We start from the raw sequence: 20,688 nt of genomic DNA, 5'->3' as shown, positions 1-20,688 counted from the left end.
TATGGAAGATATCTCGATTATTGCCCTGTTTCTCTTCGTCCTGTTCCTGCTTCTCGGCACAGGCGTATGGATCGGGCTGGCACTGCTCGGCGTCGCGTTCGTCGGCATGGAACTGTTCACCACACGTCCGGTGGGCGACGTGATGGTCACCACCGTCTGGACCCACTCCTCGTCCTGGACGCTCGCCGCCTTGCCGTTGTTCATCTGGATGGGGGAGGTGCTGTACCGCACGCGCCTGTCGGAGGACATGTTCCGGGGGCTGGCACCGTGGCTGGCGAAGCTGCCCGGTGGTCTGATCCACACAAATATTGTCGGCTGCACGGTCTTCGCGGCAGTTTCCGGCTCTTCGGCGGCGACGCTGACGACGGTCGGCAAGATGTCGATCCCGGAGCTGCGCAAGCGGAACTACCCGGAGAAGGTGGTGATCGGAACGCTGGCCGGAGCGGCGACGCTCGGCCTGATGATCCCGCCCTCGCTGACCCTGATCGTTTATGGCGTGACCATTAACGAGTCGATCACCAAGCTGTTCATCGCGGGCATCGTCCCGGGCATGGTGCTGGCCTCCATGTTCATGGCTTATGTGGCGATCTATTCGAAAGTTTCGAAGAACTATCATCCGGATGACGAGCCGGAGATGAGCTTCGCCGCCAAGGTGAAGAACTCGCGCTTCCTGATTCCGGTTCTCTGCCTGATTGCTGTGGTTATCGGCTCGATGTATCTCGGGCTCGCCACGGCGACCGAGGCGGCGGCTTTCGGTGTCATCGGCTCGCTCATCCTGGCGGCGAGCCAGGGTTCGCTCAGCTGGAAGACGTTCCTGGAAAGCCTGATGGGGGCGACCCGGACCTCAGCCATGATCGCCCTGATCCTTGCCGGTGCATCCTTCCTGTCTCTGGCGATGGGCTTCACGGGCCTGCCGCGCGGGCTGGCCAACCTGATCGCCGACATGAATCTCAGCCGTTTCGAGCTGCTGATGGCATTGCTGGTCTTCTACATCGTGCTCGGCTGCTTCCTCGACGGTATCTCGTCGGTGGTGCTGACCATGGCGGTTGTGGAGCCAATGATCCGGCAGGCGGGCATCGACCTGCTCTGGTTCGGCATCTTCATTGTCGTGGTGGTCGAGATGGCACAGATCACGCCGCCGATCGGCTTCAACCTGTTCGTCCTGCAGGGCATGACCCGGCACGAGATGGGCTTCATCGCCCGCTGCGCCATTCCGATGTTCCTGATCATGGTGCTGATGGTGTTTGTGCTGATCGGGTTCCCCGAAATCGCAACCTGGCTGCCGGACAACATGCGGCAAGGTCCTTCCTGACCGGCCGACTTAGCACTTCCTGAAAAGGGCGGTCTTCGGGCCGCCTTTTTTGTTGCCGTTCCTCCTGCTGGACGGGGACGGTGGAGCGGGTATTCTCTGGTCCCAGAGAGGTCCGGGCCGGAAGCGCGCGGGCAGGGGAGGGAGTAAACATGGAATTTTCGACACCGCCGCACATCGCAGATCTGGCGGAAAAGACGCGCAGTTTTATCGCAGAGAAGGTGATCCCGTTCGAGAGCGATCCGCGCTGGACCGCGCACGGGCCGACGGAGGAATTGCGCAAAGAGCTGACGGATCTCGGCAAGGCCGCCGGGCTGTTCGCCCCTCATGCGCCGAAGGAATTCGGTGGCCTCGGCCTCGGGCATCTGGAGCGTGCCTTTGTCTTCGAGGAAGCCGGCTATTCCCTGCTTGGACCGACCGCTTTGCATTGCGGCGCTCCGGACGAAGGCAACACCCATCTGCTTGAGGTTGCCGCCAGCCCGTCACAGCGGGAACAGTTCCTGGCACCGCTTGCCAAGGGCGCGCGCTCCTGTTTCGCGATGACCGAGCCGGACGGCGCAGGTGCCGACCCCTCTCTGCTGGCGACCACGGCAAAGGTGGATGGAAACGGCTATGTCATCAATGGTCGGAAATGGTTCATCACCGGTGCCGAGGGCGCGGATTTCGTCATCATCATGGCGAAGATCGAGGGTGGCCCGGCGGACGGTGGGGCGACGATGTTCATCGTGCCGAGCGACCGGGCGGGTATCCATCTGGAAACGCAGATGGACACGCTCGACAGCTCCTTTGCGGGCGGGCACTGGGAGATGCGGTTCGAGGATCTCCGGGTCGATCAGGAAGACGTGCTGGGTGAGCCCGGCGGCGGCTTCCGGCAAGCCCAGGTCCGGCTCGCCCCGGCCCGTCTGACCCATTGCATGCGCTGGCTCGGCTCCGCCCGCCGGGCGCACGACACGGCACTGGATTATGCGAACCGGCGCGAAGTGTTCGGCCAGAAGCTCGGCAAACATGAGGGTGTCGGCTTCATGCTGGCGGATAACGAGATGGATATCCGCACAGCCCGGCTGTCCCTGATGCAGGCGGCCTGGCTGCTGGATCAGGGTGATAATGCGGCGGAGGAAAGCTCCATGGCCAAGGTGCAATGCTCCGAGGCGATCTGGCGCATCGTCGATAATGCGGTGCAGATCCTCGGTGGTGCCGGCACCAGCGCGCATCTGCCGGTGGAACGGATTTTCCGCGAAGTGCGGGGCTTCCGGATCTATGACGGCCCTTCCGAGGTTCATCGCTGGTCGCTCGCCCGCAAGGCCCTGAAGCGGGCTGCCGGGCGAGCGTAGGTCTGATGTGTCTAGGCGGCGGATAGCAGTCCGCCGCCGAATGCATAGGCGGACATGCTGATGGAGCCGTGGCTGTAGCTGCCATGCAGCTTGTGCCCGACTTCTCCGGCTCCTGCACCTGCCGCTACGAAGAACGGCAGGAAGTGTTCCGGCGTCGGGTGGGCCCGGCGGCCGGTCTCCGGTGCTTCCGGAAACTGCATTAGACTGTCCCATTCTCCGGCTTCGGCCGCTTTGAGTACCCAGTCATCGAATGCAGTGGCCCAGGCCGGCGGCGGTGTTCCCTCAGGACCGAGCTCCCGTAGATTGTGGGTGACCGAACCAGAGCCGACGATCAACACGTCCCGCTCGCGAAGCGGGGCAAGCGTATGGCCGATCTCGAAATGCTGCCGTGCTGTGCCGTCCCGTACCAGTGAGAGCTGGACAACGGGGATATCGGCATCCGGATAGACGAGTGAGAGCGGAGCCCAGGTGCCGTGATCGAAACCGCGGCTGGCATCCTTCTCCAACTCTATTCCCTGACCGGTCAGTAGGTCATCTACCCAGTCAATCAGATCCGAAGCGGTTCGTGCCGGGTACCGAATGCGATAGAGCGCGTCCGGGAAGCCGAAGAAGTCATGAACGGTTTCCGGGGCTTCGGCTGTGGTCAGAGTAGGCTGTGCCGCTTCCCAGTGCGCCGAGACGATGAGGATCGCCGCCGGGCGCCCGACCCGGCGGCCCAGCGTCCCGAGAAAGTCTTTCGAGACGTGGGTGCTGAGCAGCAGGTCGGGGGCGCCGTGCGGCAGAAAGAGGCTGGGCAGGCTTGCCATGGATCTAGCTCTGCCGGGCGAAACTGTCGGGCGTCAGGGTCAGGATTTTCGGCGTCCGCACTGCATAGGCACCGTCACCGAGCAGAGCCTGAACCACGAGAGTTGCCGCCCAGAATGCCGGGAATTCCCAGCCGCCGTTCGGATTCGTGTAGAGCCAGCCGTTTGCGCCATGCACCATGAAGACGGCACCGAGCAGGATCGGCAGGGTGGCGATGGAGACCAGCCGGGTGGCGAAACCGGCGATCAGCGCGATACCGCCTCCGACTTCAGCGAGGATGGTCAGGTAGGCGAAGATGGCCGGCAGGCCGATGCTGTCGAAAAAGCCGACAGTGCCGGCCGGGGTGAAGACAAAGATCTTGAGAGCGCCATGGGCGAGGAAGAGCACGCCGAGGGATACGCGTAGGATAAGCGCGGCATAAGGCGCGGTGTTCTGGTTGGTCATCGGATCGTCCTTTCGTTTCGAGGAAAGGGCGGCACACCGCGCCGCCTGTCCGACATAGTTAATTGCGATCTATTGTCGCCATAAGCTCTCTGTTGATTGAATGAATATAAACGATATGTTGCGAATATGGATTCAATAGAGCAAATGCGGATGTTTTCGGCCGTGGCCGCCACGACGTCCTTCTCGAAGGCCGCCGGACGCCTTGGAACCAGCGCGCAGAATGTCAGCAAGAACATCCGGGCGCTGGAGGATGCGCTCGGCGTTCTGCTTTTGCATCGGACCACGCGGGTTGTCACTCTGACGGAAAGCGGGCAGGCCTATCTGCCCCGGTGTATCCGGCTGATCGAGGATTTCGACGAATTACGCTCGGTTATGAGGGACGAGGGCGCCGCGCCGAGCGGTAATCTTGTCGTCACCGCGCCGGTGCTTTTCGGCGAGATGTATCTGATGGCAGTGGTCGAGAAATATCTGGCGGCCAATCCCGGCGTGACGATCGACCTCCGGCTGAGCGACCAGCACCTGTCCCTGATCGACGAGGGCGTCGACCTTTCGGTGCGCATCGGTGTGCTGCAGGATTCGACCCTGATCGCAAAACGGCTCGGAGAGACCCGGCTGATCACCTGCGCGGCGCCATCCTATCTGGACGAGGCAGGCCGCCCCATGCATCCAAACGAGTTGCAGGCTCACAGATGCGTTTTCGATACCAACCGCCGGACGCCCGGGCAGTGGTCGTTTCGCGATGGCGGAGAAAGCCTGACGGTGACGATCCGGCCACGGGTCCGGGTGAACAGTGCCTCCGCCGTCAGAAGGCTGCTGCTGTCGGGCGAGGGTATCGGAATCGTGCCGAGTTTCGTCGTCGCGGAGGATCTGCGCAGCGGGCGTCTTGAGGCGCTGCTGGAGCCGTTCGAGGATCGCAGCCTGCCGGTATCGCTGCTCTATCTCGCCAATCGCCACCTGTCTCGGAAGGTCCGGTCCTTCATCGGCTTCATAGAGGCTGAAATCGCGGCTACGGAAAACTGGAACGCGATCTGACGCCGCGATTCCCGGACCGTCATCAAACAGTCAAGCTCCGTGGCTAAAGTGCTCCAACTTGCAGTGAGGATTCCGTATCCCGGAGCGGGCATGCGGGCGGCTTCAGAACGGCAATGGAGCGAACGATGCGACAGGCATTTGCGCGTGCAGTGATGGCGGCGACCGGCATTGCCGCAATTGCAGGGGTTCTGTTTTCAGCTCCGGTAGCCGGGGCAGACACGCTCCGGATCGGCGTCCTTGGCGGCAAGGCTGTTTCAGATGATTTTGCGGCGCAGAAGTGCCTCGCGCACGATCTCGCGGACGGTCTGTCGGCACCTGTACAAATCCTGGCCCTGCCATCCGGTGACGAGCTGCGGCAGGCCCTGATCGTCGGTGCGGTGGATATGGCTGCTCTCTCAACCCGGTCCTACAGCGCGCTCTGGCGGGCGCACCCGGGGGCGGTGCAGCCGGTGCTGGCCACGCTCGGCCGTGGCGGGGCCATGGGATACCGCGCTGTCGCACTTTCCCGTCCGGGTGCGGAAATCGACACGCTCGATAGGCTGAAAGGCAAAAACATCGGATTCGCGGACCGGCGCTCCATGCCGGGCTATTTCGTCCCGTCTGTTGCTCTTGAACGGGCCGGGCTGAATACCGAGGGGGATCTGAAGTCAGTCCAGTTCGGTGGTGGCTATCACGCCACGCTCACAGCGCTGGAGAGTGGCGCGGTGGATGCCGCGCTGACTTGGCGGTCCGACTCCGGGGCCGATTCCGTATCGGGTGCAGGCCCGTTGCAGCGATTTCAGGCCTCCTCTCATACGAATTTCATCGAATTCTGGCGCTCGCCGCTGATGCCGAATGGCCCGGTGGTTCTGCGCAAGGCGCTCCCCGAAAGCATCAAGAAGATCGTGACCAATCGGATCGCGGCCCTTGGCGAGACGGCGCCCGATTGTCTGGCAATGGCTTTTGGCCTGCCGGTGACGGGGGTGTTCCCGGTCACGCATGCCGACTACGAGACTTTCATCGTCGCCGACCACAAGCGCATTTCCTTGTCCGTCGCCAGCAACTGAGCGGCTGGGCACCCTCTACGGCTTCATGAAACTGAAGCAAAAGAGTCACGAGAACGACCCTCTCGATTGATACCAACGCTGCAGTCGGATCTCGCGCGGTGTGACCCGTTCAAACCGTGTCGTCCGAACTGCCGGTCACCCTTGTGGCCGGTCCCGACGGGCTGTTCGCAGCCCCGCACGGCGCGAGACTCAGAGGTAGGGCATGATCGAATTCAAAAACGTTACTAAGGCTTTCGGCAACATGGTCGCGGTCGATTCCGTGACTTTCGCTGTCGACAAACCGCAGATGATCGGCGTCATCGGCCGCTCCGGCGCCGGGAAATCGACCTTCCTGCGGCTGTTCAACCGACTGACCTCGGCCACGTCCGGGCAGATCCTCGTTGAAGGCACCGACGTGCTCAGCCTGAAAGGCAACGCCAAGCGGCGTTGGCAGAAAGACTGCGCGATGATCTTCCAGCAGTTCAACCTGGTTCCGCGCCTCGATGTCGTCACCAACGTGATGCTCGGCCGGCTGAACCAGCAGGGCACGCTGCGCTCCATGTTCAAGATCTTCTCCCAGCAGGACATCGACGATGCGCTGGCCGCACTCGACCGTCTCGGCCTGGCCGAGCGGGCCTTGCAGCGGGTGGAGACCATGTCTGGCGGACAGCAGCAGCGCGTGGCCATCGCCCGCGGTCTGATGCAGGCGCCGAAGATCATTCTTGCCGATGAGCCGATCGCTTCCCTAGACCCGTTGAGCGCCGAGGTGGTCATGGGCTCGCTCCGGGAAATCCACGATCGCGACGGCATCACCGTGATGTGCAACCTGCACACGCTCGATACCGCGCGCAGCTATTGCGACCGGGTCATCGGCATGAGTCAGGGCAAAGTGGTTTTCGACGGCACGGCCGACGAGCTGACCCCGGAAGCGGCGCGCGAGATTTACGGCGCCGACGCGGCCCTGAACGAGGCGGTCACCTCCACAAGCATTTCGGCCGGCGCCTCCGCGCGGGCCAAATCCGATCCCTCAGTACCGGGCCATGGGGCCACGGTCGCTGAGGCGAATGCAGCTACGGCCTGAATGCGGCTACCGCCGATGTTCCGTGGCAGCAATTCCAACCTAGGGAGTAGTTAGGGATGAATTTCGTTCGCAATTTCGCGGTGGCCGCAGCTGTCGCCATGACAGCGTTTGGCGCCGTTTCTGTCCATGCTGAAGACAAGATCTCCGAATTCCGCATCGGCGTGCTCGGCGGTGAGAACCAGTCCGACCGTATGCGCTCCAACGAGTGCGTCCGGAGCAAGGTCGAAGCGCTGCTCGGCGTGCCGACGAAGATCTTCGCGCCGGCCGACTATAACGGCGTCATCGAAGGCCTGATCGGCCGTAACCTCGACATGGCCTGGCTCGGTGCTTCCGGTTATGCCAAGACATACATCACGGACCCGGAAGCTGTTGAGCCGGTCCTGGTGAAGATCAATGCCGACGGTTCCATGGGCTATCACTCAATCGGCTTTGCCCGCGTCGACGGCAACATCAAGTCCCTCGACGACATGAAGGGCAAGAAGTTCGGTTTTGGCGATCCGAACTCGACTTCCGGCTATCTGATCCCGTCCATCGAAATCCCGGCTGCCGGTTTCCCGATGGAAAGCGGCAAGTATTTCGGTGAGGTCGTCTTCACTGGCGGTCACGAGCAGACCATCGTCGCGGTTGCCAACGGTGACATCGACGCCGGCGTGACCTGGGCCGACGGCCTGGGTGCCTGGGAAGAAGGCTACAACAGCGGCGCCCTGCGCAAAGCTGCCGATGCCGGTCTCGTCGACATGACCCAGCTCGTTCAGATCTGGAAGTCCAAGGTCATTCCGGAAGGTCCGGTCGTGCTCCGCAAGGACCTGCCGTCTGACGTTAAAGTGAAGGTGACGGGCCTGATCGCCGGTCTCGCTTCCCTCGATCCGGAATGCGCCTACAGCTTCATGGCCGGTGAAATCAAGGGCATGGCCCCGGTTTCCCACGAGACCTACGAAGTCATCATCGAAGCGCGCAAGCGGAAGATGAAGTAAGGCACTGCCTTGCTGACTGAACACGGGCCGGGATCGCCACTGTGCGGTCCCGGCCATGTTCCGGACCTCGGGTCCGGGAGTTCCAAGTTTTCCAATGCAGGACATTCCCCATGGTTGAAGTGATGCGGCAGGAAGTGCTCGCGCTCGAAGGGCGCCGACGGCTCTATACCGGGCTTTCCCTCGCGCTGCTGCTCGCCGTCGTGCTCTCCGGATACAGCGAGGCATCGGCTCTCAATTCCGGTGGTTTCCTGCAGGGGCTGTCCAAGTTTCTCGACTACCCGGCGCAGATCGTCTCTCAGGCCTGGGATCAGGGATGGGCCTTCTGGGCCCTGTTCCCGAAATTCCTGCCGGCCTTGATCGAGACTCTAAATATTGCAGCCGTGGCAACGCTCATCGGCGCCGTCTTCGCGACAGTCCTGTCCCTGCTGTCCAGCCGTAACCTGGAAGTTCCGCCGGCTGCCATTCCGGTCGTGCGCCGCATCATGGACATCATGCGCGCCTTCCCGGAGCTGATCATCGCCCTGTTCTTGATCTTCGTGCTCGGCGCCAGCCCGGTGCCGGCGGCAATCGCGGTCGCTTTCCACACCTCCGGCGCTCTTGGAAAGCTGTTCTCCGAGGTGAACGAGAATATCGATGTGAAGCCGCTGGAGGGCCTGAAAGCCGTCGGCGGCAACTGGCTGCAGCGGGTCCGCTTCGGGGTGATCCCTCAGGTGCTGCCGAACTACAGCAGCTATTTCCTGCTGCGTTTCGAGATCAATGTGCGCGCTTCCGCCATCCTCGGCTTTGTCGGCGCCGGTGGTATCGGCACCGAGCTTTCCCGCGCTATCGGCTGGGGTGCCGGTTCCGAGACCGCTGCGCTCTTCCTCATGCTGTTCCTGTCGATTGTCGCCATCGACCAGCTGTCATCCTATCTCCGTCGGCATTTCGTCGGCGCCGACAATTTCAGCTAGGGGAGGCGGATATGGCTGTCATTTCCGATCAGGGCGCCGCTGTTATGGCCGAGCCGGTGCGTATCTCGGTGAAAAAGGCATCCGCCGTGCCGATGCTGTTGCTGGCCGGCGTCGTGCTCTACCTGTTCTATGCCTGGACCGCGTTCGATATCACGGCACTGCTCGCCCGCGCCCAGCTCTCCAAGGGGGCGCTGCTGATCTCCGATGCGGTCGCCTACAAGACTCACGTTACCAAGAATTTCCGCCGGGGCGACTTCGAAGTCGCTATCGAGGGGGAGCGGCACGCGACTTTCAAAACACTGCCGGACTGGGTGACGGGCGATGCCGATAAATTCACCGTCGATCTCGGTGAGGGCTATGTCGTCCGGGTCGAGGGCAAGAGTCTCGCTTTCGAGGTGCCGGATTACGGGACCATTCATGCGGAACTTGTGGGCAAGAAAATCGTCACCACGTTGCCGGACGGGCCGGTGCCGGACTGGCTCAATGCCCGCGACGTGAAGCTCGATGCCCGCCCGACCTTCTCTCGCAGAGTGCAATTCACACGGGCCAAGCTGGAGATCCACAAGTTCCAATACGGCTGGGAGAATTTCTGGTTCCCCTTTACCTCCGAGTTGCACGGCAGGAGCTTCAGCGAGTTGCTCTCGCTGTCCACTTCCGGTGACCGGCTGAACCCTGACCAGGCGAACTGGCAATACATCCTGTCGAGCTTCTGGGGCAATCCTGAGTGGCAGCATGGCCATGTCGCCGTGGCCCTGTTCGAGACCATCCTGATGGCGGTCCTCGGCACCGTCACGGCAGCTTTCTGCGGCCTGCCATTGGCCTTTGTCGCGGCCTCCAACTTCAACCCTAACGGCACGATCCGCTTCGTGGTGCGCCGGGTGTTCGACTTCGTGCGCGGCATCGACATGCTGATCTGGTCGCTGATCTTCATCCGGGCCTTCGGTCTGGGCCCGCTGACCGGCTCGCTCGCCATCGCCTTCACCGACACCGGCTCGCTCGGCAAGCTGTTCTCGGAGGCACTGGAGAATATCGACCGCAAGCAGGTGGAAGGCGTCGGCGCCACGGGCGCGAACCGCTGGCAGCGCTACCGCTTCGGCGTGATCCCGCAAATCCTGCCGGTCTTCACCTCGCAGTTCCTCTATTACGTGGAATCCAACACCCGCTCGGCAACGGTGATCGGCGCGCTCGGCGCCGGCGGTATCGGCCTTGTGCTGGTGGAGACCATGCGGACCTCGCGGGACTGGGAAAACACCTTTTATATCATCAGCCTGATCATCGTCATGGTGTTCATGATGGACGGTGCGTCAAGCTGGCTGCGGCGCAAACTGATTGCTGGCGGGGAGAGCCGATAAAGAATTCGACCGGGCAGGGCACCCCTCTGTTGACAAGCCCCGCCCGGCTCGCCTATATGCGTGCTTCCGCGCGGACAAGACGGCTTCGGCCATGCCCTCGCGAGCCCTATGGGGCGGAGTAGCTCAGCTGGTTAGAGCAGCGGAATCATAATCCGCGTGTCGGGGGTTCAAGTCCCTCCTCCGCTACCAAGGCCTCAATAAAATCAATATTTTAGGTGGTGGGTGTGTAGCCCTCTGGAGCTGTGCGCTGTTACGTGGCGAAAAGTTTTTTGTTCGTCTCGGCCTTGTTACCGCGAATTAATCGCGGAAAGGTGGAGCGACGAAAGCGCTTTTTGCCTGATAGATGTGTTTTGCTGATGGAGATTCTCGAAAGCGCTCTCTTTTGGAAGGGGTAGAGGACCTGATAAAAAAACCGTCTGGGATTGATGAGCGGCCAGAGCAGCTTCGGCCACCTATCGTTAAAGGTGATGGGAACACTGATTCGGAACGCTATCTTGCGAAGCTGGCGGACAGGTCGTTCCTGAACCTCTGGTCATATCCGAGCCCGTACCGCGATCAGAAACTAGGCAACAAAGGCGATGGGAAGGAACTCTGCGACCTGCTCGTAGTGTGTGGCCCGCACATCATCATCTTCAGCGAAAAGACAATAGCGTGGCCGTCAGGTGATCTGAAGACTGCCTGGTGCCGATGGGCGAAACGAGCAATAAGAGATTCTGCGAAGCAGGCAAAAGGTGCTGAACGTTGGATATCGGAATATCCAGATCGGCTTTTCCTCGATCGTGAGTGCATAAACCCCTTTCCGATAGATCTTCCGTCCAAAGATGTCCGGCAGGTTCACAGAGTCGTCGTTGCGAGTGGTTGTGCTGAGGCATGTCGAAGGCACTTACCCGGCTCATCCGGCAGTCTGATAATTCGACCAGATATCTTAGGACCAGATCATTGGTCGGATAAATGTGCGTCAATATGGCCACTTGCTGTTGGAGACATCGATCCGGGTGGGTCCTTCGTGCACGTGTTCAATGAAAATGCGCTCGATATCGTAATGGCGGAACTGGACACCGTCACTGATTTCACTGACTACCTGACAAGAAAGGAAGCCTTCGTCCGATCTGGCCGTCTTCTTGAGGCTCACGGTGAAGAAAACCTACTCGCTTATTATGCAATTCGGGTCAACGAGAATAAAGATCATGACTTTGTGGTTAATGATCCAGACATTCCATTAACAATAAATACGCACCATTATGATAATTTTATCAGTAATTCTCAATATTTAGCCAAAATAGAAGCTGATAAGATTTCGTATTTATGGGACAGGTTGATCGAGTCATTCACAAAGCACATGCTCCAAGGAACATCAATTACTTTGAAGGGGCAAGACTTCAGTCTTCGTATGAGTGAACTGAGCATACGACAAATGGCTCTTACGCCGAGGTTCATCAGGAGGTCGTACGCGGAAGCAGTCAAAGGAGCTCTCGAGAGGGGGAAGGAAGAACGCCGGTTCTTCCGAGTCATGATGGGCCATGCAGGGACGAAATTTTGTCAAACAGCGTTTTTTATTCAGACCTTTAAATACCTCGAGTGGATGGAGAACAAAGGAGGCTACGAGCATTATCGCATCAAACGGACCGAATCCGCGAAGGTCTACGCACGAGGGTTGCTTGAAAAATATTCGCATCTTTTGCAGGTGGTTGGGATTTCAATGGAGCCTCCGGAGCAAGGTCGCGGCAGTTCCGAGGATTTAATATATGCGGAGCAAGCAACATGGACACAGGAAGAGCGCAGAGCAATCCGTGAGGATTGTAAGAACTTTGATGTCCTTCAAAATATAACAGAACGCCCATGGGGAGGTCAGGAATTTCCAGATGTTGAGACTATCAGCTTCTCTGTACCTACACCGCATGAACCTGCGTCAGGTATGAATAGAAGTCAGAGACGTGCATTGAAAGCGCGAAATCGCAAAAAGCGTCGATAGACGTGGCTTCTGCTTTTCGGGCGCTTGTTTTCGAGGCTAGGTAGTTGCGATGAACTCCGTTGGAGGCCTGGTCGACGTAGGTGTCACTCCAGAAAACGTTATTTAACAAGTGATTACGAGAAAGATCAGCGAGGTGGGGTTACAGATGTAGCGGACCTCCGCTACCAATTTTCAAAGTTGAAATGCCCGATACAAAAAAACTCGCTTTGCTGAGGGTGAGGCGCGGCTTCAGGGCGCTCACTGGCTTGCGCATCGGCGGGTTTGGTTGGGGCAATCGCCGGGTTGACCGCACCGTTCTGAAGCACCGCTAGAACAGAGATTTTTCGCACGCCACCCGTGCGCGACCCTTCCTTTGAGCTCCATTAAACTGGACACAAGAAAGGCGGATTAAGGGTTCCGCTCTTTTTGACGGAACGGCCTTCAGCATGCGTTAACGGGCATTCCCAACAGTTTAATCAGCAATATCGAAGATTGGATTGGGCTTTTCGGGTTTGGTGTGTGTGCTGCGGGTGTGGTTTCCACACATAAATTATCGCTGTGTATTAACTGAATTTAATTTCATTTAGGTTATGCCGACCGACGGCAGTCCCAGCGCATAAGCGGAATAAGAGATGCGGTTTAGATTCTTTCGCCCGAATAATTTGTCTCGACAATTATTGCGCGTTATTTTTTCGATTTACTTAGCCGTTACATTATTGGTAACGGGAATACAATTTTTTGCTGAATATGTAAAAACCAAAGAGTCAATATTGAATGAACTGGAACAGTTGGCGCGGACAGTCAGTGCTCCTGTTTCAACCAGCCTTTGGCAATATAATGATAAACAGGTTGAAGCGCTCGCATCTGGGTTGCTTGAAATGCCGATCGTTGAAGGCATAGACATTTTTAATCAGCATGCGGAGACGGTGTTATCCAAAAAATCCTATAATATTATGTCCATACCATTATCTATTTTCAGTGCGTCATATGATTTGACGTGGTTTAAAAATGAAAAAGAAACAAAACTGGGGGCGTTGACGGTATATTCATCGTCCAGTGTTGTATTTGATAGAATATTGTTTAATTTTATTCTTATATTCATCGCCTCTGTGATAAACATATCTATTCTGTTTTTCTCTTTTGTATGGGCATTCGATAGGTTTTTGTCTGTTCCTTTAACGGAGCTGATATCGCAGGTTGATGATATCAGAATGGATCGGAAAACAGGCAGGAGGATAAGTCTTCCTGTCGTCGAGAATAATGAGCTCAAGAAGCTTCAAGACCATATGAATATGATGTTTTCTGATATAGAGAATCATCAGAAAAAATTATTGGAAGATGAAAAGGAAAAAAGAAATTGGCTTGAGGATGCCGTTGCCAAAAGAACAGAAGAATTGCTTGTTGCAAATGAAAATTTAAAATACCTGGCGGCAAAAGATTATTTAACGGGAATACTTAATCGCCGAAGTTTTTATGATTATTCTCATCCGTTATTGATCAGCTCTCAACGTAATCGATCATTTGTGTCGTTCATTCTGATGGATATAGACCATTTCAAAGTCATAAATGATACACACGGTCATTTCGTCGGCGACAAGGTGCTCGTCCATTTTGCGCAGATGACTGGGGAGCTGCTGAGAAAGCCCGACCTTTTCGGGAGAATAGGGGGGGAAGAATTCGCCATACTCCTACCCGATACGGAAGCCGATGAAGCCTTTCGGATCGCAGATGAAATACGCAAGGCTGTCGGGATTTCTGTTCTGGATGTCGATGGCAAATCAATCACATACACTATCAGTCTCGGTGTGGCATCGTCCGAGCCAGGAGACGTTTCAGTGGACGAGCTGTTTAAGCGCGCCGATGTAAAACTTTATGAGGCGAAAAACAAAGGTCGTGATCGTGTCCAAGCATAACTTACTGGGTCGCCTGTTTATTCTGGTGCTTTTTGCTGTCGGGTTGGGCACGGGCAGAGCTGGTTATGCGGAGACGTTAAAGGTTTGCTATGACCAGTGGCCGCCGCTGACGATCTTCCCGTCGAACGGATCTTCCGCGCGGGGCGTTGTCATCGATATGTTTGAGGAAGTCTATTCCGCGCAAGGCTATGAGCTGGAGTTTTTCGAAGTCCCTCTGGCGCGAGGACTCGCAATGGTCTCCGACGGTCTTTGCGATATTTTGCCCGAATATGTCGAGGCAGTGAACACAGAGAACGATTTTGTCTATGCGAATGAGCCGACATTTGCCTATACGACGGCCTTTGTCGTCAGGAGGGACGATCCCTGGCGCTACCTCGGCATCCAGTCCATAAAAGGCAAGCGCGTCGCAACCGGTCCCGGTTGGGATTACAGCTCAATGAGCATGTCCTACCAGTCCTATATCGACGATCCGAATAACGCGGACTTCGTTGAAGTGATCGCCGGATACGACGATGTGGTCGACCGTATCTTGCGGATGATTATTGAAGACAGGGTGGATCTTTACGCCGACAACGAGCTCGTCCTCCAGCATGTCTTAAATAGGTTGAATCTGCATGATGAACTTCAGATCGCGTTCCCCGGTCTGGAGAAAAAGCTCGTCGAGCGGCCGATTTTTTCAAAGAAAATCCCGGCGGAAAAAAGACAGGAACTTATAAGGGTCTGGGATGAGGGCCGTCTGTCGATTAAGGGGGAGAAAGAAAGCATGCTTCTCCAAAAGTATGGCGTGAAACTGGAAGATCCGAGCTGACCACTGGAGCCGTAGCCAGCATTTGCAGCGGCCGTATGGAAGCCTTCTTCCCGCGCCGGTTTCCGGTCATCCAGCAAAATGTGGGCACAGGCCGTCCATCCTTGGCGCGCCTCATCTAGCGTCGTGACGCTGGCAACTGAAAGAACGCGCATCCTGGTAGGAGCTCCGGATTGCTCTACCTTGACGATGGATGCCTGAAAGTGCCGGCGGATACGAAACCTGTTCCGATACACCGCTAGTTTCCCTCAGGAGATCATTCGCCTGAACGGCTCCGCTAGATCCGTTCCGGCCAGTAAGGCGACACACTAAGCAACAAAGTACGGCAGATCATCCTTGGCCGAACATCCCAGAGTGACAATCCGTTCCGTTATTTTGATGGCGCGCTGGTATTTAGCCTCGCATTCGGCGCGGGATAGGTCGATCATGAGCGGTCCCATGATCGAGACGCCATAGTCTGCTTGCAGTGTGCGTACCTGACGGCGGGTATCCAGACCATCTGCCAGCCAGGCAAGCTCGAACTCCATTTTCTTGGTTACAAAGCGCTTATTATCAATCAGCTCGCGGCGTATTTCCGCTTCTGTCCGGAGAGTGTCTTCCCAATAGAGTCCCTCGGTGCTGGCAACGTCGGGGGATGACTTAACGAAGGCCAGGCAAAAGACGAGATAAACCATCTCCCTCTCGTTTGCCGTGCGCCACGCGCTGCCCTCAAGGGTTCCCCAGATTGAGGTGTTCAGGGTTTCATAGATTTCAGGCACTTTGGAAAAGAAAATGCGATGCAACTTGTTGTCGTTAAGCGTTAAATCCAGTTTTTGCGCTTTATAGATATCGACGGCTGCATACTTGTTGCAGGCAGGGCAGGTGTCGCCCTCAAAACGGCCTTTCTTATAGATGTGGGAGCATGACTTCCCTTGGGCCGTCTCGTTCTTGCAGAGCAGATAGGTTTCCGGATTGTCCTCATCGTCCTGTTGCTGGCCAATCCAGTTAAACCGGTTTTGAAACTGCAGGAATGACCGGGGAGGGCTCCAGAGAGTCCATTTCAAGTTTTCGACCGGGCCGAAAGTCGTCCAGTTCGAGCTGACATCGATGACGACACATTCGGTCTTGCTCGGGGAAGAGCGAAGTCCGCGCCCTATCGACTGGCCCCACAAGACCTTTGAGAGCGTCGGCCGCATATGGACAATGATATTGCACTCGGGATTATCCCATCCCTCGATCAGCACGCCGACAGAAATGAGGGCCTCGATTTCACCCTTGTCATGCGCGGCAAGGATGCGGCGCCGTTCCGTCAAAGGTGTTCCCGCCGTTATAATGGCTGTCTTGATCCCGATCGTGCGGAGGCGCTCTTCGGTAAACTCGGCAACCTTTATATCAGGGCAAAACCAGGCTGAGATCGGAAGCGGATGAATCTTCTCCCGCTCTTCCAGATAGGCCTGCGTGGCGTAATCGAGCATCGATGATCTGATGATTTCGTCCGTCAGCCGGGATACGGGATACTCGCCGGAGCTGACTTCGATACCGTCCAGATTCAGGTCATGAACGAAATGCGGCCGGTATCTCGGTTGCACCAGGATACCTTCCGCAATCAGGTCCCGAATATCGGCACAGTCAATAATGGCGTCAAAAGCCGCGCTCAACTGGTCGCGCTGATCGCCAGTCCGTCGCTCGGGCGATGCCGTCAGGCCCATGAAATGAGCGCCGGCTTTCCCCTTCTCACGGAACAGATCAATGATGCGCTTGTACCCGCTGCCGTTCGGCGAGACGCGGTGGGCCTCATCCACGATGATCAGGTCTGCTTTCGGGATCGCGTCTTCGAGCACTTCCCGCGCCCGCATGCTGGTGGAGAGCAGGACATCGTAATCGTCGAAAGCCTCCCCTTTATCCGAGACCTTCAGTGTTTTAACGCGACGTCCTTTCGTCAAGGCCGCTTGAAGCTGGTCCAGCAAAACCAGCCGGTGACAGAGAATGATGACTTTCTTGCCATCGTAGAACCTGTCGATGATTTCCCGGGCAAGAACCGTTTTCCCAGCCCCGGTCGGAGCTTTGAGAACAAATCGTTTGTAGCTTTCGCGTATGGACTGGAAGTCGTCGATAACACTTTGCTGCCAGCGGCGGAGCTTCATGACTTAAAACTATTCTTTCTTTTATAAGTGGTTAGCCAGTGCCGTCTGGCTAATTCCAACCCGTCTCAGCTTCCGGGGGCTCACGTGACTATGTCCGCAATGTCCGCTTTGCTTCATCTGGGCTCCCGATCCGAGCCGTTCAGGTTCAGAATTCGAACGGTTTTGTCGGGCCGACCTGCATAGGTACGAGGAAATCTTTGACAATTCAAATATGAAGCGGAGAAATGACGCCGCTTATTGGTGTGACGGCACTGGATATAGGTATTTCAGGAGCGAGATCTCGGCCCGCGACGGAACAGGGAAAGAAGATTCTGGAAGGGGAGTAACACGGCGTCGGCCATCCGGCTTCCCTCCACCAGATAGCGTAATCCGATAATGGCGCCGACACCGATTGATGCGGCTGTCACCGGAGCGCTCCAGGCCAGTACGGAAAATGCGGAAAGGCCCTGTCCGACGGAACAACCGAGCGCGATCACGCCGCCAAAGCCCATGAGGACCGCACCGAAGATCTGGCGGCGCAGCTCACCCGGGTCGTCGCAGGCTTCCCAGTGGAACTGTTTCCGTATGCGGGCGCCGAGCAGAGCGCCGCACAGGACGCCGGAAACCGATCCAACAGAGAACCCGCCGAATGGACCGCCAACCCCCATGACCTGCAGGACGATTTCGCCGAGTGGCATCGTGAAGCTGTGGGATTCAACAGGAACGTGCTCGAACCCGGTATGCGCGACGTAACTGGTGCCCCACCAGGCTGCGCTGCAGGACAGTCCGATCAGGACGGACCAGATGACGGCGGAGCGGTTGCTGATGAAATGCGGGTCGGTGAGTGCGGGCGCGATCAGCAGAACGGCGAGGGCCAGCGCGATGTAGAGCGCTGAAATGCCGGTATGTTCCGCGATGAAACCGGCAATGGACCCGGAACCCGGATGCGCCGCTTCGGTCCGCGGGAACAGTGTCGTGCGGAGTTCTGCCAGGGGGCCGACTGCGGCCATATAGGCGGCGATGCCGATGACCAGGACGATCAGGACCGAGCGGATATCGCCGCCGCCGACACGCGCCAGAGCACCAAAACCGCAATTCCCGGCGAGCGCCATGCCGATACCGAACATCAGGCCGCCGATGATCGACGCGGAGAGGCTGAATTCGTACCTGAAAAAAGCGGAGTTTTCGATCGTTGCCCACCCGAGTGCCGCAAGAACGGCCGTTGCAGCGACCGCGACCCCTATAGCCATCGGCCACATCATGATCCGGTCGCGGTTTCCGCCATAGAGCGCGTCTTCGATCGCACCGAGGGTACAGAAACGCGGAATCCTGGCGGCAAGGCCCAGAACAGCGCCGGTCGCAAAGCCGATCAGGGTCACGGCGGCTGTATCGGAGAGTGCAAACATCGGGGGAGTGTGGCGCGTCACGCGCTGGGTGTCGACCTGAGCTTTTTAAGGGGTGCATCGCCCCCGAATACCTAGGCTCCGAGGACGAGCTCTTCCTTGCAGAACATGTCGTAGAGCAACTCGATCATACGGATCGCCCGTTCGTCCTTCAGGCTGTAATAGATCGTCTTGCCTTCGCGACGGTGATTGACCAGGCCTTCCAGCCGGAGCCGGGCAAGCTGCTGTGAGACAGCAGCTTGCCGGGAGGAGAGCAATTCTTCCAGCTCGGTCACGGATTTCTCACCCGTGGCCAGCTGACAAAGAATCAGGAGCCGACCTTCATGTGCCAGTGCTTTCATGAACTCTGTCGCATGCGTCGCGTTCTCGATCATGACATCGATCTCGGCGTCGGTCGCGGTTTTGTCCAAAACAGGCAAGGGCATTAGGTAGGCTCCAATTGTGAGGCTGTTAGAAATCTAGGAAATCCTGGATGGTTTCAATAGCCTTTTGGGCACAATCATCATCCAGATCGGCACCGGGTGCGCCAGAGATCCCAATCCCGCCAATAATTTTGCCGGCAGCCAGAACCGGGACGCCGCCGCCGAGGACGAGGGCGTTGGTGATGTTAGGCAGCTGCGCCATCACGGCATCGGTCTGTACCAGCGTAGACAATTCCAAAGTCGACGCGCGGAAACTCACTGCGGTCCAGGCCTTGCGGGTCGCTGTTGATACTGTGTGCGGCCCGGCGAAACGGTCTCGCAGGAGAACCTGGGTCAGGCCCGTCCGGTCGACAACGGCAACAGCCACCTGATAGCCGGCCTCACTGCAAATCTTCAGTGCGGCTTGCGCGAGATTGAGGGCGACCTCGGGCTTCATCGACTCGTAAGTAACAAGTGCTTCGGCGTTCTGAGCTTTTGAAGGATGGAACGGTGTGAGCGCCAGCAGGGTGGCTAGGGCGGCACATGCAAGAATGGTCTTTTTCATCAGTCGTTTCCTTCCTTGGGCGGGTTTGTCCGCTTGTTTTTGTCGAGGAGCCGGACGAGCATCGGCCAGAAGAAATCATCGCCCGGATAGCCTTCGATCCGGCCGGTCTCCGTTCCGTTGTCCAGTAAAATGAAGGTCGGCGTGAAGTGCACCGATCCCTTGATCGTTATGTCGGCTGGCCAGGTATCGAACAGGTCCTGTCGGCGCAACGGCGCGCGTTTACCCTCGTCCGTCAGATGATAGATTCCGCCGATTTCTTCATTCCAGGCCTCGCACCATTCACAGCCCGTCTGTTCAACCATGAGCAACTCGTTGCCAGCGGCGGCCGGTGCGGTATGGCTGGCAAGACTCATGGCAAGCACTGCCATCGCAGCTGCCGCCAACAAGTTCTTGCTTTGTCGCAGTGGAGCATGGAACATAATAACAAATTCTAATGTGAGAATGTGTTGACCGCAAGTGCGGTCGGGGAAACGCACGTGGAAGAACAGAAAATGGGCTCAAAATGGGCTTCGACATAGGAATTGGCGGTGCTTTCATCGCCGGACTGGCATCCTTCCTGACACCCTGCATCCTGCCGATCGTCCCGTTCTATCTCTGCTATATTGCCGGGGTTTCGATGAACGAGCTCGAAGAGCAGGAGAGCGACGGCGCCGCGCGCCGGAAGGTTGTGTTGTCCGCTATTTTGTTCTCGGCGGGGGTGATTACCGTCTTTGTCGGGCTTGGTGCCAGCGCGTCGGTCTTCGGACAGCAGCTGCGCGAGTATTTCGATATCTTGCGCTACGTCGCGGCGGCCGTGATCGCGGCGATGGGGCTGCATTTCCTTGGGTGGGTAAAAATCCCGCTGTTGTACCGGCAGGCCCGGATGGATGTCGCGGCGCCAGCCGGGATGATCGGCCCCTACTTGGTTGGTCTGGCGTTTGCTTTTGGCTGGACGCCATGCGTCGGCCCGGTTCTGGCGATGATCCTGTTCAGTGCGGGAGCCGCTGAAACGGTCCAGCAAGGTGCTTTCCTGCTGTTTGGTTACGGCCTCGGCATGACCATGCCATTCGTCCTCGCGGGCTTCTTCTTTGGGCCTTTCATGACGTGGATGAAGTCGGTCCGCCGCTACGTTGCGATTGTCGAGAAAGGCATTGGCGCCACGCTGCTGGTCTTTGCGATCCTGATCGGGACCAACACGGTCGGCGTTATCGCCCAATGGATGATCGACACATTCCCGGTATTCGGAACCATCGGATGAGGAGACAAG

The 20,688-nt window shown here is 57.8% G+C and carries 19 protein-coding genes and 1 tRNA gene; 13 read left to right on the top strand and 7 right to left on the bottom strand.

Going from position 1 to position 20,688, the window contains the following annotated elements:
• The first annotated feature begins 1 nt into the window (after window position 1).
• Window positions 2-1,312 (top strand): TRAP transporter large permease subunit, encoded by a 1,311-nt coding sequence (locus tag VOI22_RS20935; protein ID WP_323798394.1) that lies wholly within the window; start codon window positions 2-4, stop codon window positions 1,310-1,312.
• Between the two features lie 149 nt (window positions 1,313-1,461).
• Window positions 1,462-2,640, top strand: a complete 1,179-nt coding sequence (locus VOI22_RS20930; protein ID WP_323798393.1) for an acyl-CoA dehydrogenase family protein — start codon at window positions 1,462-1,464, stop codon at window positions 2,638-2,640.
• A gap of 11 nt (window positions 2,641-2,651) precedes the next feature.
• Here VOI22_RS20930 and VOI22_RS20925 read toward each other — a convergent pair whose 3' ends face one another.
• Both VOI22_RS20925 and VOI22_RS20920 read right to left on the bottom strand, forming a co-directional pair.
• Window positions 2,652-3,446, bottom strand: coding sequence for a class III extradiol ring-cleavage dioxygenase (locus tag VOI22_RS20925; RefSeq protein ID WP_323798392.1), 795 nt, complete (start codon window positions 3,444-3,446; stop codon window positions 2,652-2,654).
• A gap of 4 nt (window positions 3,447-3,450) precedes the next feature.
• A complete protein-coding gene (locus tag VOI22_RS20920) occupies window positions 3,451-3,888 on the bottom strand; it encodes a DoxX family protein (RefSeq protein ID WP_193171859.1) in 438 nt (145 codons plus the stop codon).
• Window positions 3,889-4,014: 126 nt separating this feature from the next.
• Here VOI22_RS20920 and VOI22_RS20915 point away from each other — a divergent pair, with 126 nt between their 5' ends.
• The 10 genes from VOI22_RS20915 to VOI22_RS20870 all read left to right on the top strand — a co-directional run bounded on the left by VOI22_RS20915 (window position 4,015) and on the right by VOI22_RS20870 (window position 14,974).
• Window positions 4,015-4,920 carry a LysR family transcriptional regulator gene (locus tag VOI22_RS20915; protein ID WP_323798391.1) on the top strand — a complete coding sequence of 302 codons (906 nt, stop codon included), beginning with the start codon at window positions 4,015-4,017 and terminating at the stop codon, window positions 4,918-4,920.
• Window positions 4,921-5,045: 125 nt separating this feature from the next.
• Window positions 5,046-5,966 (top strand): PhnD/SsuA/transferrin family substrate-binding protein, encoded by a 921-nt coding sequence (locus tag VOI22_RS20910; protein ID WP_323798390.1) that lies wholly within the window; start codon window positions 5,046-5,048, stop codon window positions 5,964-5,966.
• A gap of 202 nt (window positions 5,967-6,168) precedes the next feature.
• Window positions 6,169-7,026, top strand: coding sequence for a phosphonate ABC transporter ATP-binding protein (gene phnC / locus VOI22_RS20905; RefSeq protein ID WP_323798389.1), 858 nt, complete (start codon window positions 6,169-6,171; stop codon window positions 7,024-7,026).
• A 56-nt stretch (window positions 7,027-7,082) separates the two neighbouring features.
• Window positions 7,083-8,000, top strand: coding sequence for a phosphonate ABC transporter substrate-binding protein (gene phnD / locus VOI22_RS20900; protein WP_323798388.1), 918 nt, complete (start codon window positions 7,083-7,085; stop codon window positions 7,998-8,000).
• Window positions 8,001-8,110: 110 nt separating this feature from the next.
• Window positions 8,111-8,950, top strand: a complete 840-nt coding sequence (gene phnE, locus VOI22_RS20895; protein ID WP_323798387.1) for a phosphonate ABC transporter, permease protein PhnE — start codon at window positions 8,111-8,113, stop codon at window positions 8,948-8,950.
• 11 nt (window positions 8,951-8,961) lie between these two features.
• Window positions 8,962-10,302 carry a phosphonate ABC transporter, permease protein PhnE gene (gene phnE / locus VOI22_RS20890; RefSeq protein ID WP_323798386.1) on the top strand — a complete coding sequence of 447 codons (1,341 nt, stop codon included), beginning with the start codon at window positions 8,962-8,964 and terminating at the stop codon, window positions 10,300-10,302.
• Between the two features lie 112 nt (window positions 10,303-10,414).
• Window positions 10,415-10,491: transfer RNA gene (locus VOI22_RS20885), tRNA-Met, on the top strand.
• A gap of 817 nt (window positions 10,492-11,308) precedes the next feature.
• Entirely contained in the window at window positions 11,309-12,274 is a 966-nt protein-coding gene (locus VOI22_RS20880) for a hypothetical protein (protein ID WP_323798385.1), read from the top strand.
• Between the two features lie 611 nt (window positions 12,275-12,885).
• Window positions 12,886-14,166 (top strand): GGDEF domain-containing protein, encoded by a 1,281-nt coding sequence (locus VOI22_RS20875; protein ID WP_323798384.1) that lies wholly within the window; start codon window positions 12,886-12,888, stop codon window positions 14,164-14,166.
• A complete protein-coding gene (locus tag VOI22_RS20870) occupies window positions 14,153-14,974 on the top strand; it encodes a transporter substrate-binding domain-containing protein (protein WP_323798383.1) in 822 nt (273 codons plus the stop codon). Before VOI22_RS20875 ends, VOI22_RS20870 begins: the two co-directional genes overlap by 14 nt.
• A gap of 305 nt (window positions 14,975-15,279) precedes the next feature.
• Here VOI22_RS20870 and VOI22_RS20865 read toward each other — a convergent pair whose 3' ends face one another.
• The 5 genes from VOI22_RS20865 to VOI22_RS20845 form a co-directional block, all read right to left on the bottom strand.
• The gene (locus tag VOI22_RS20865; RefSeq protein WP_323798382.1) at window positions 15,280-17,094 is read right to left on the bottom strand and encodes a DEAD/DEAH box helicase; all 1,815 of its coding nucleotides are present in this window, start codon (window positions 17,092-17,094) and stop codon (window positions 15,280-15,282) included.
• A gap of 266 nt (window positions 17,095-17,360) precedes the next feature.
• Entirely contained in the window at window positions 17,361-18,500 is a 1,140-nt protein-coding gene (locus VOI22_RS20860; protein WP_323798381.1) for a YeeE/YedE family protein, read from the bottom strand.
• Between the two features lie 50 nt (window positions 18,501-18,550).
• Window positions 18,551-18,901 carry a metalloregulator ArsR/SmtB family transcription factor gene (locus VOI22_RS20855; RefSeq protein ID WP_323798380.1) on the bottom strand — a complete coding sequence of 117 codons (351 nt, stop codon included), beginning with the start codon at window positions 18,899-18,901 and terminating at the stop codon, window positions 18,551-18,553.
• Between the two features lie 25 nt (window positions 18,902-18,926).
• A complete protein-coding gene (locus tag VOI22_RS20850; protein ID WP_323798379.1) occupies window positions 18,927-19,442 on the bottom strand; it encodes a heme-binding protein in 516 nt (171 codons plus the stop codon).
• A complete protein-coding gene (locus VOI22_RS20845) occupies window positions 19,442-19,810 on the bottom strand; it encodes a transcriptional regulator (RefSeq protein WP_323798378.1) in 369 nt (122 codons plus the stop codon). Before VOI22_RS20845 ends, VOI22_RS20850 begins: the two co-directional genes overlap by 1 nt.
• Before the next feature lie 134 nt (window positions 19,811-19,944).
• Between VOI22_RS20845 and VOI22_RS20840 the strand changes: the two genes are divergently transcribed.
• The gene (locus VOI22_RS20840) at window positions 19,945-20,679 is read left to right on the top strand and encodes a cytochrome c biogenesis CcdA family protein (RefSeq protein ID WP_323798377.1); all 735 of its coding nucleotides are present in this window, start codon (window positions 19,945-19,947) and stop codon (window positions 20,677-20,679) included.
• The last annotated feature ends 9 nt before the right edge of the window (window positions 20,680-20,688 follow it).

The sequence above is a fragment of the Nisaea sp. genome (genome assembly GCF_034670185.1).
Taxonomy (GTDB): domain Bacteria; phylum Pseudomonadota; class Alphaproteobacteria; order Thalassobaculales; family Thalassobaculaceae; genus Nisaea.
Note: the sequence above shows the minus strand (reverse complement) of the source record. Positions and strands in the feature narration are given on the sequence as shown.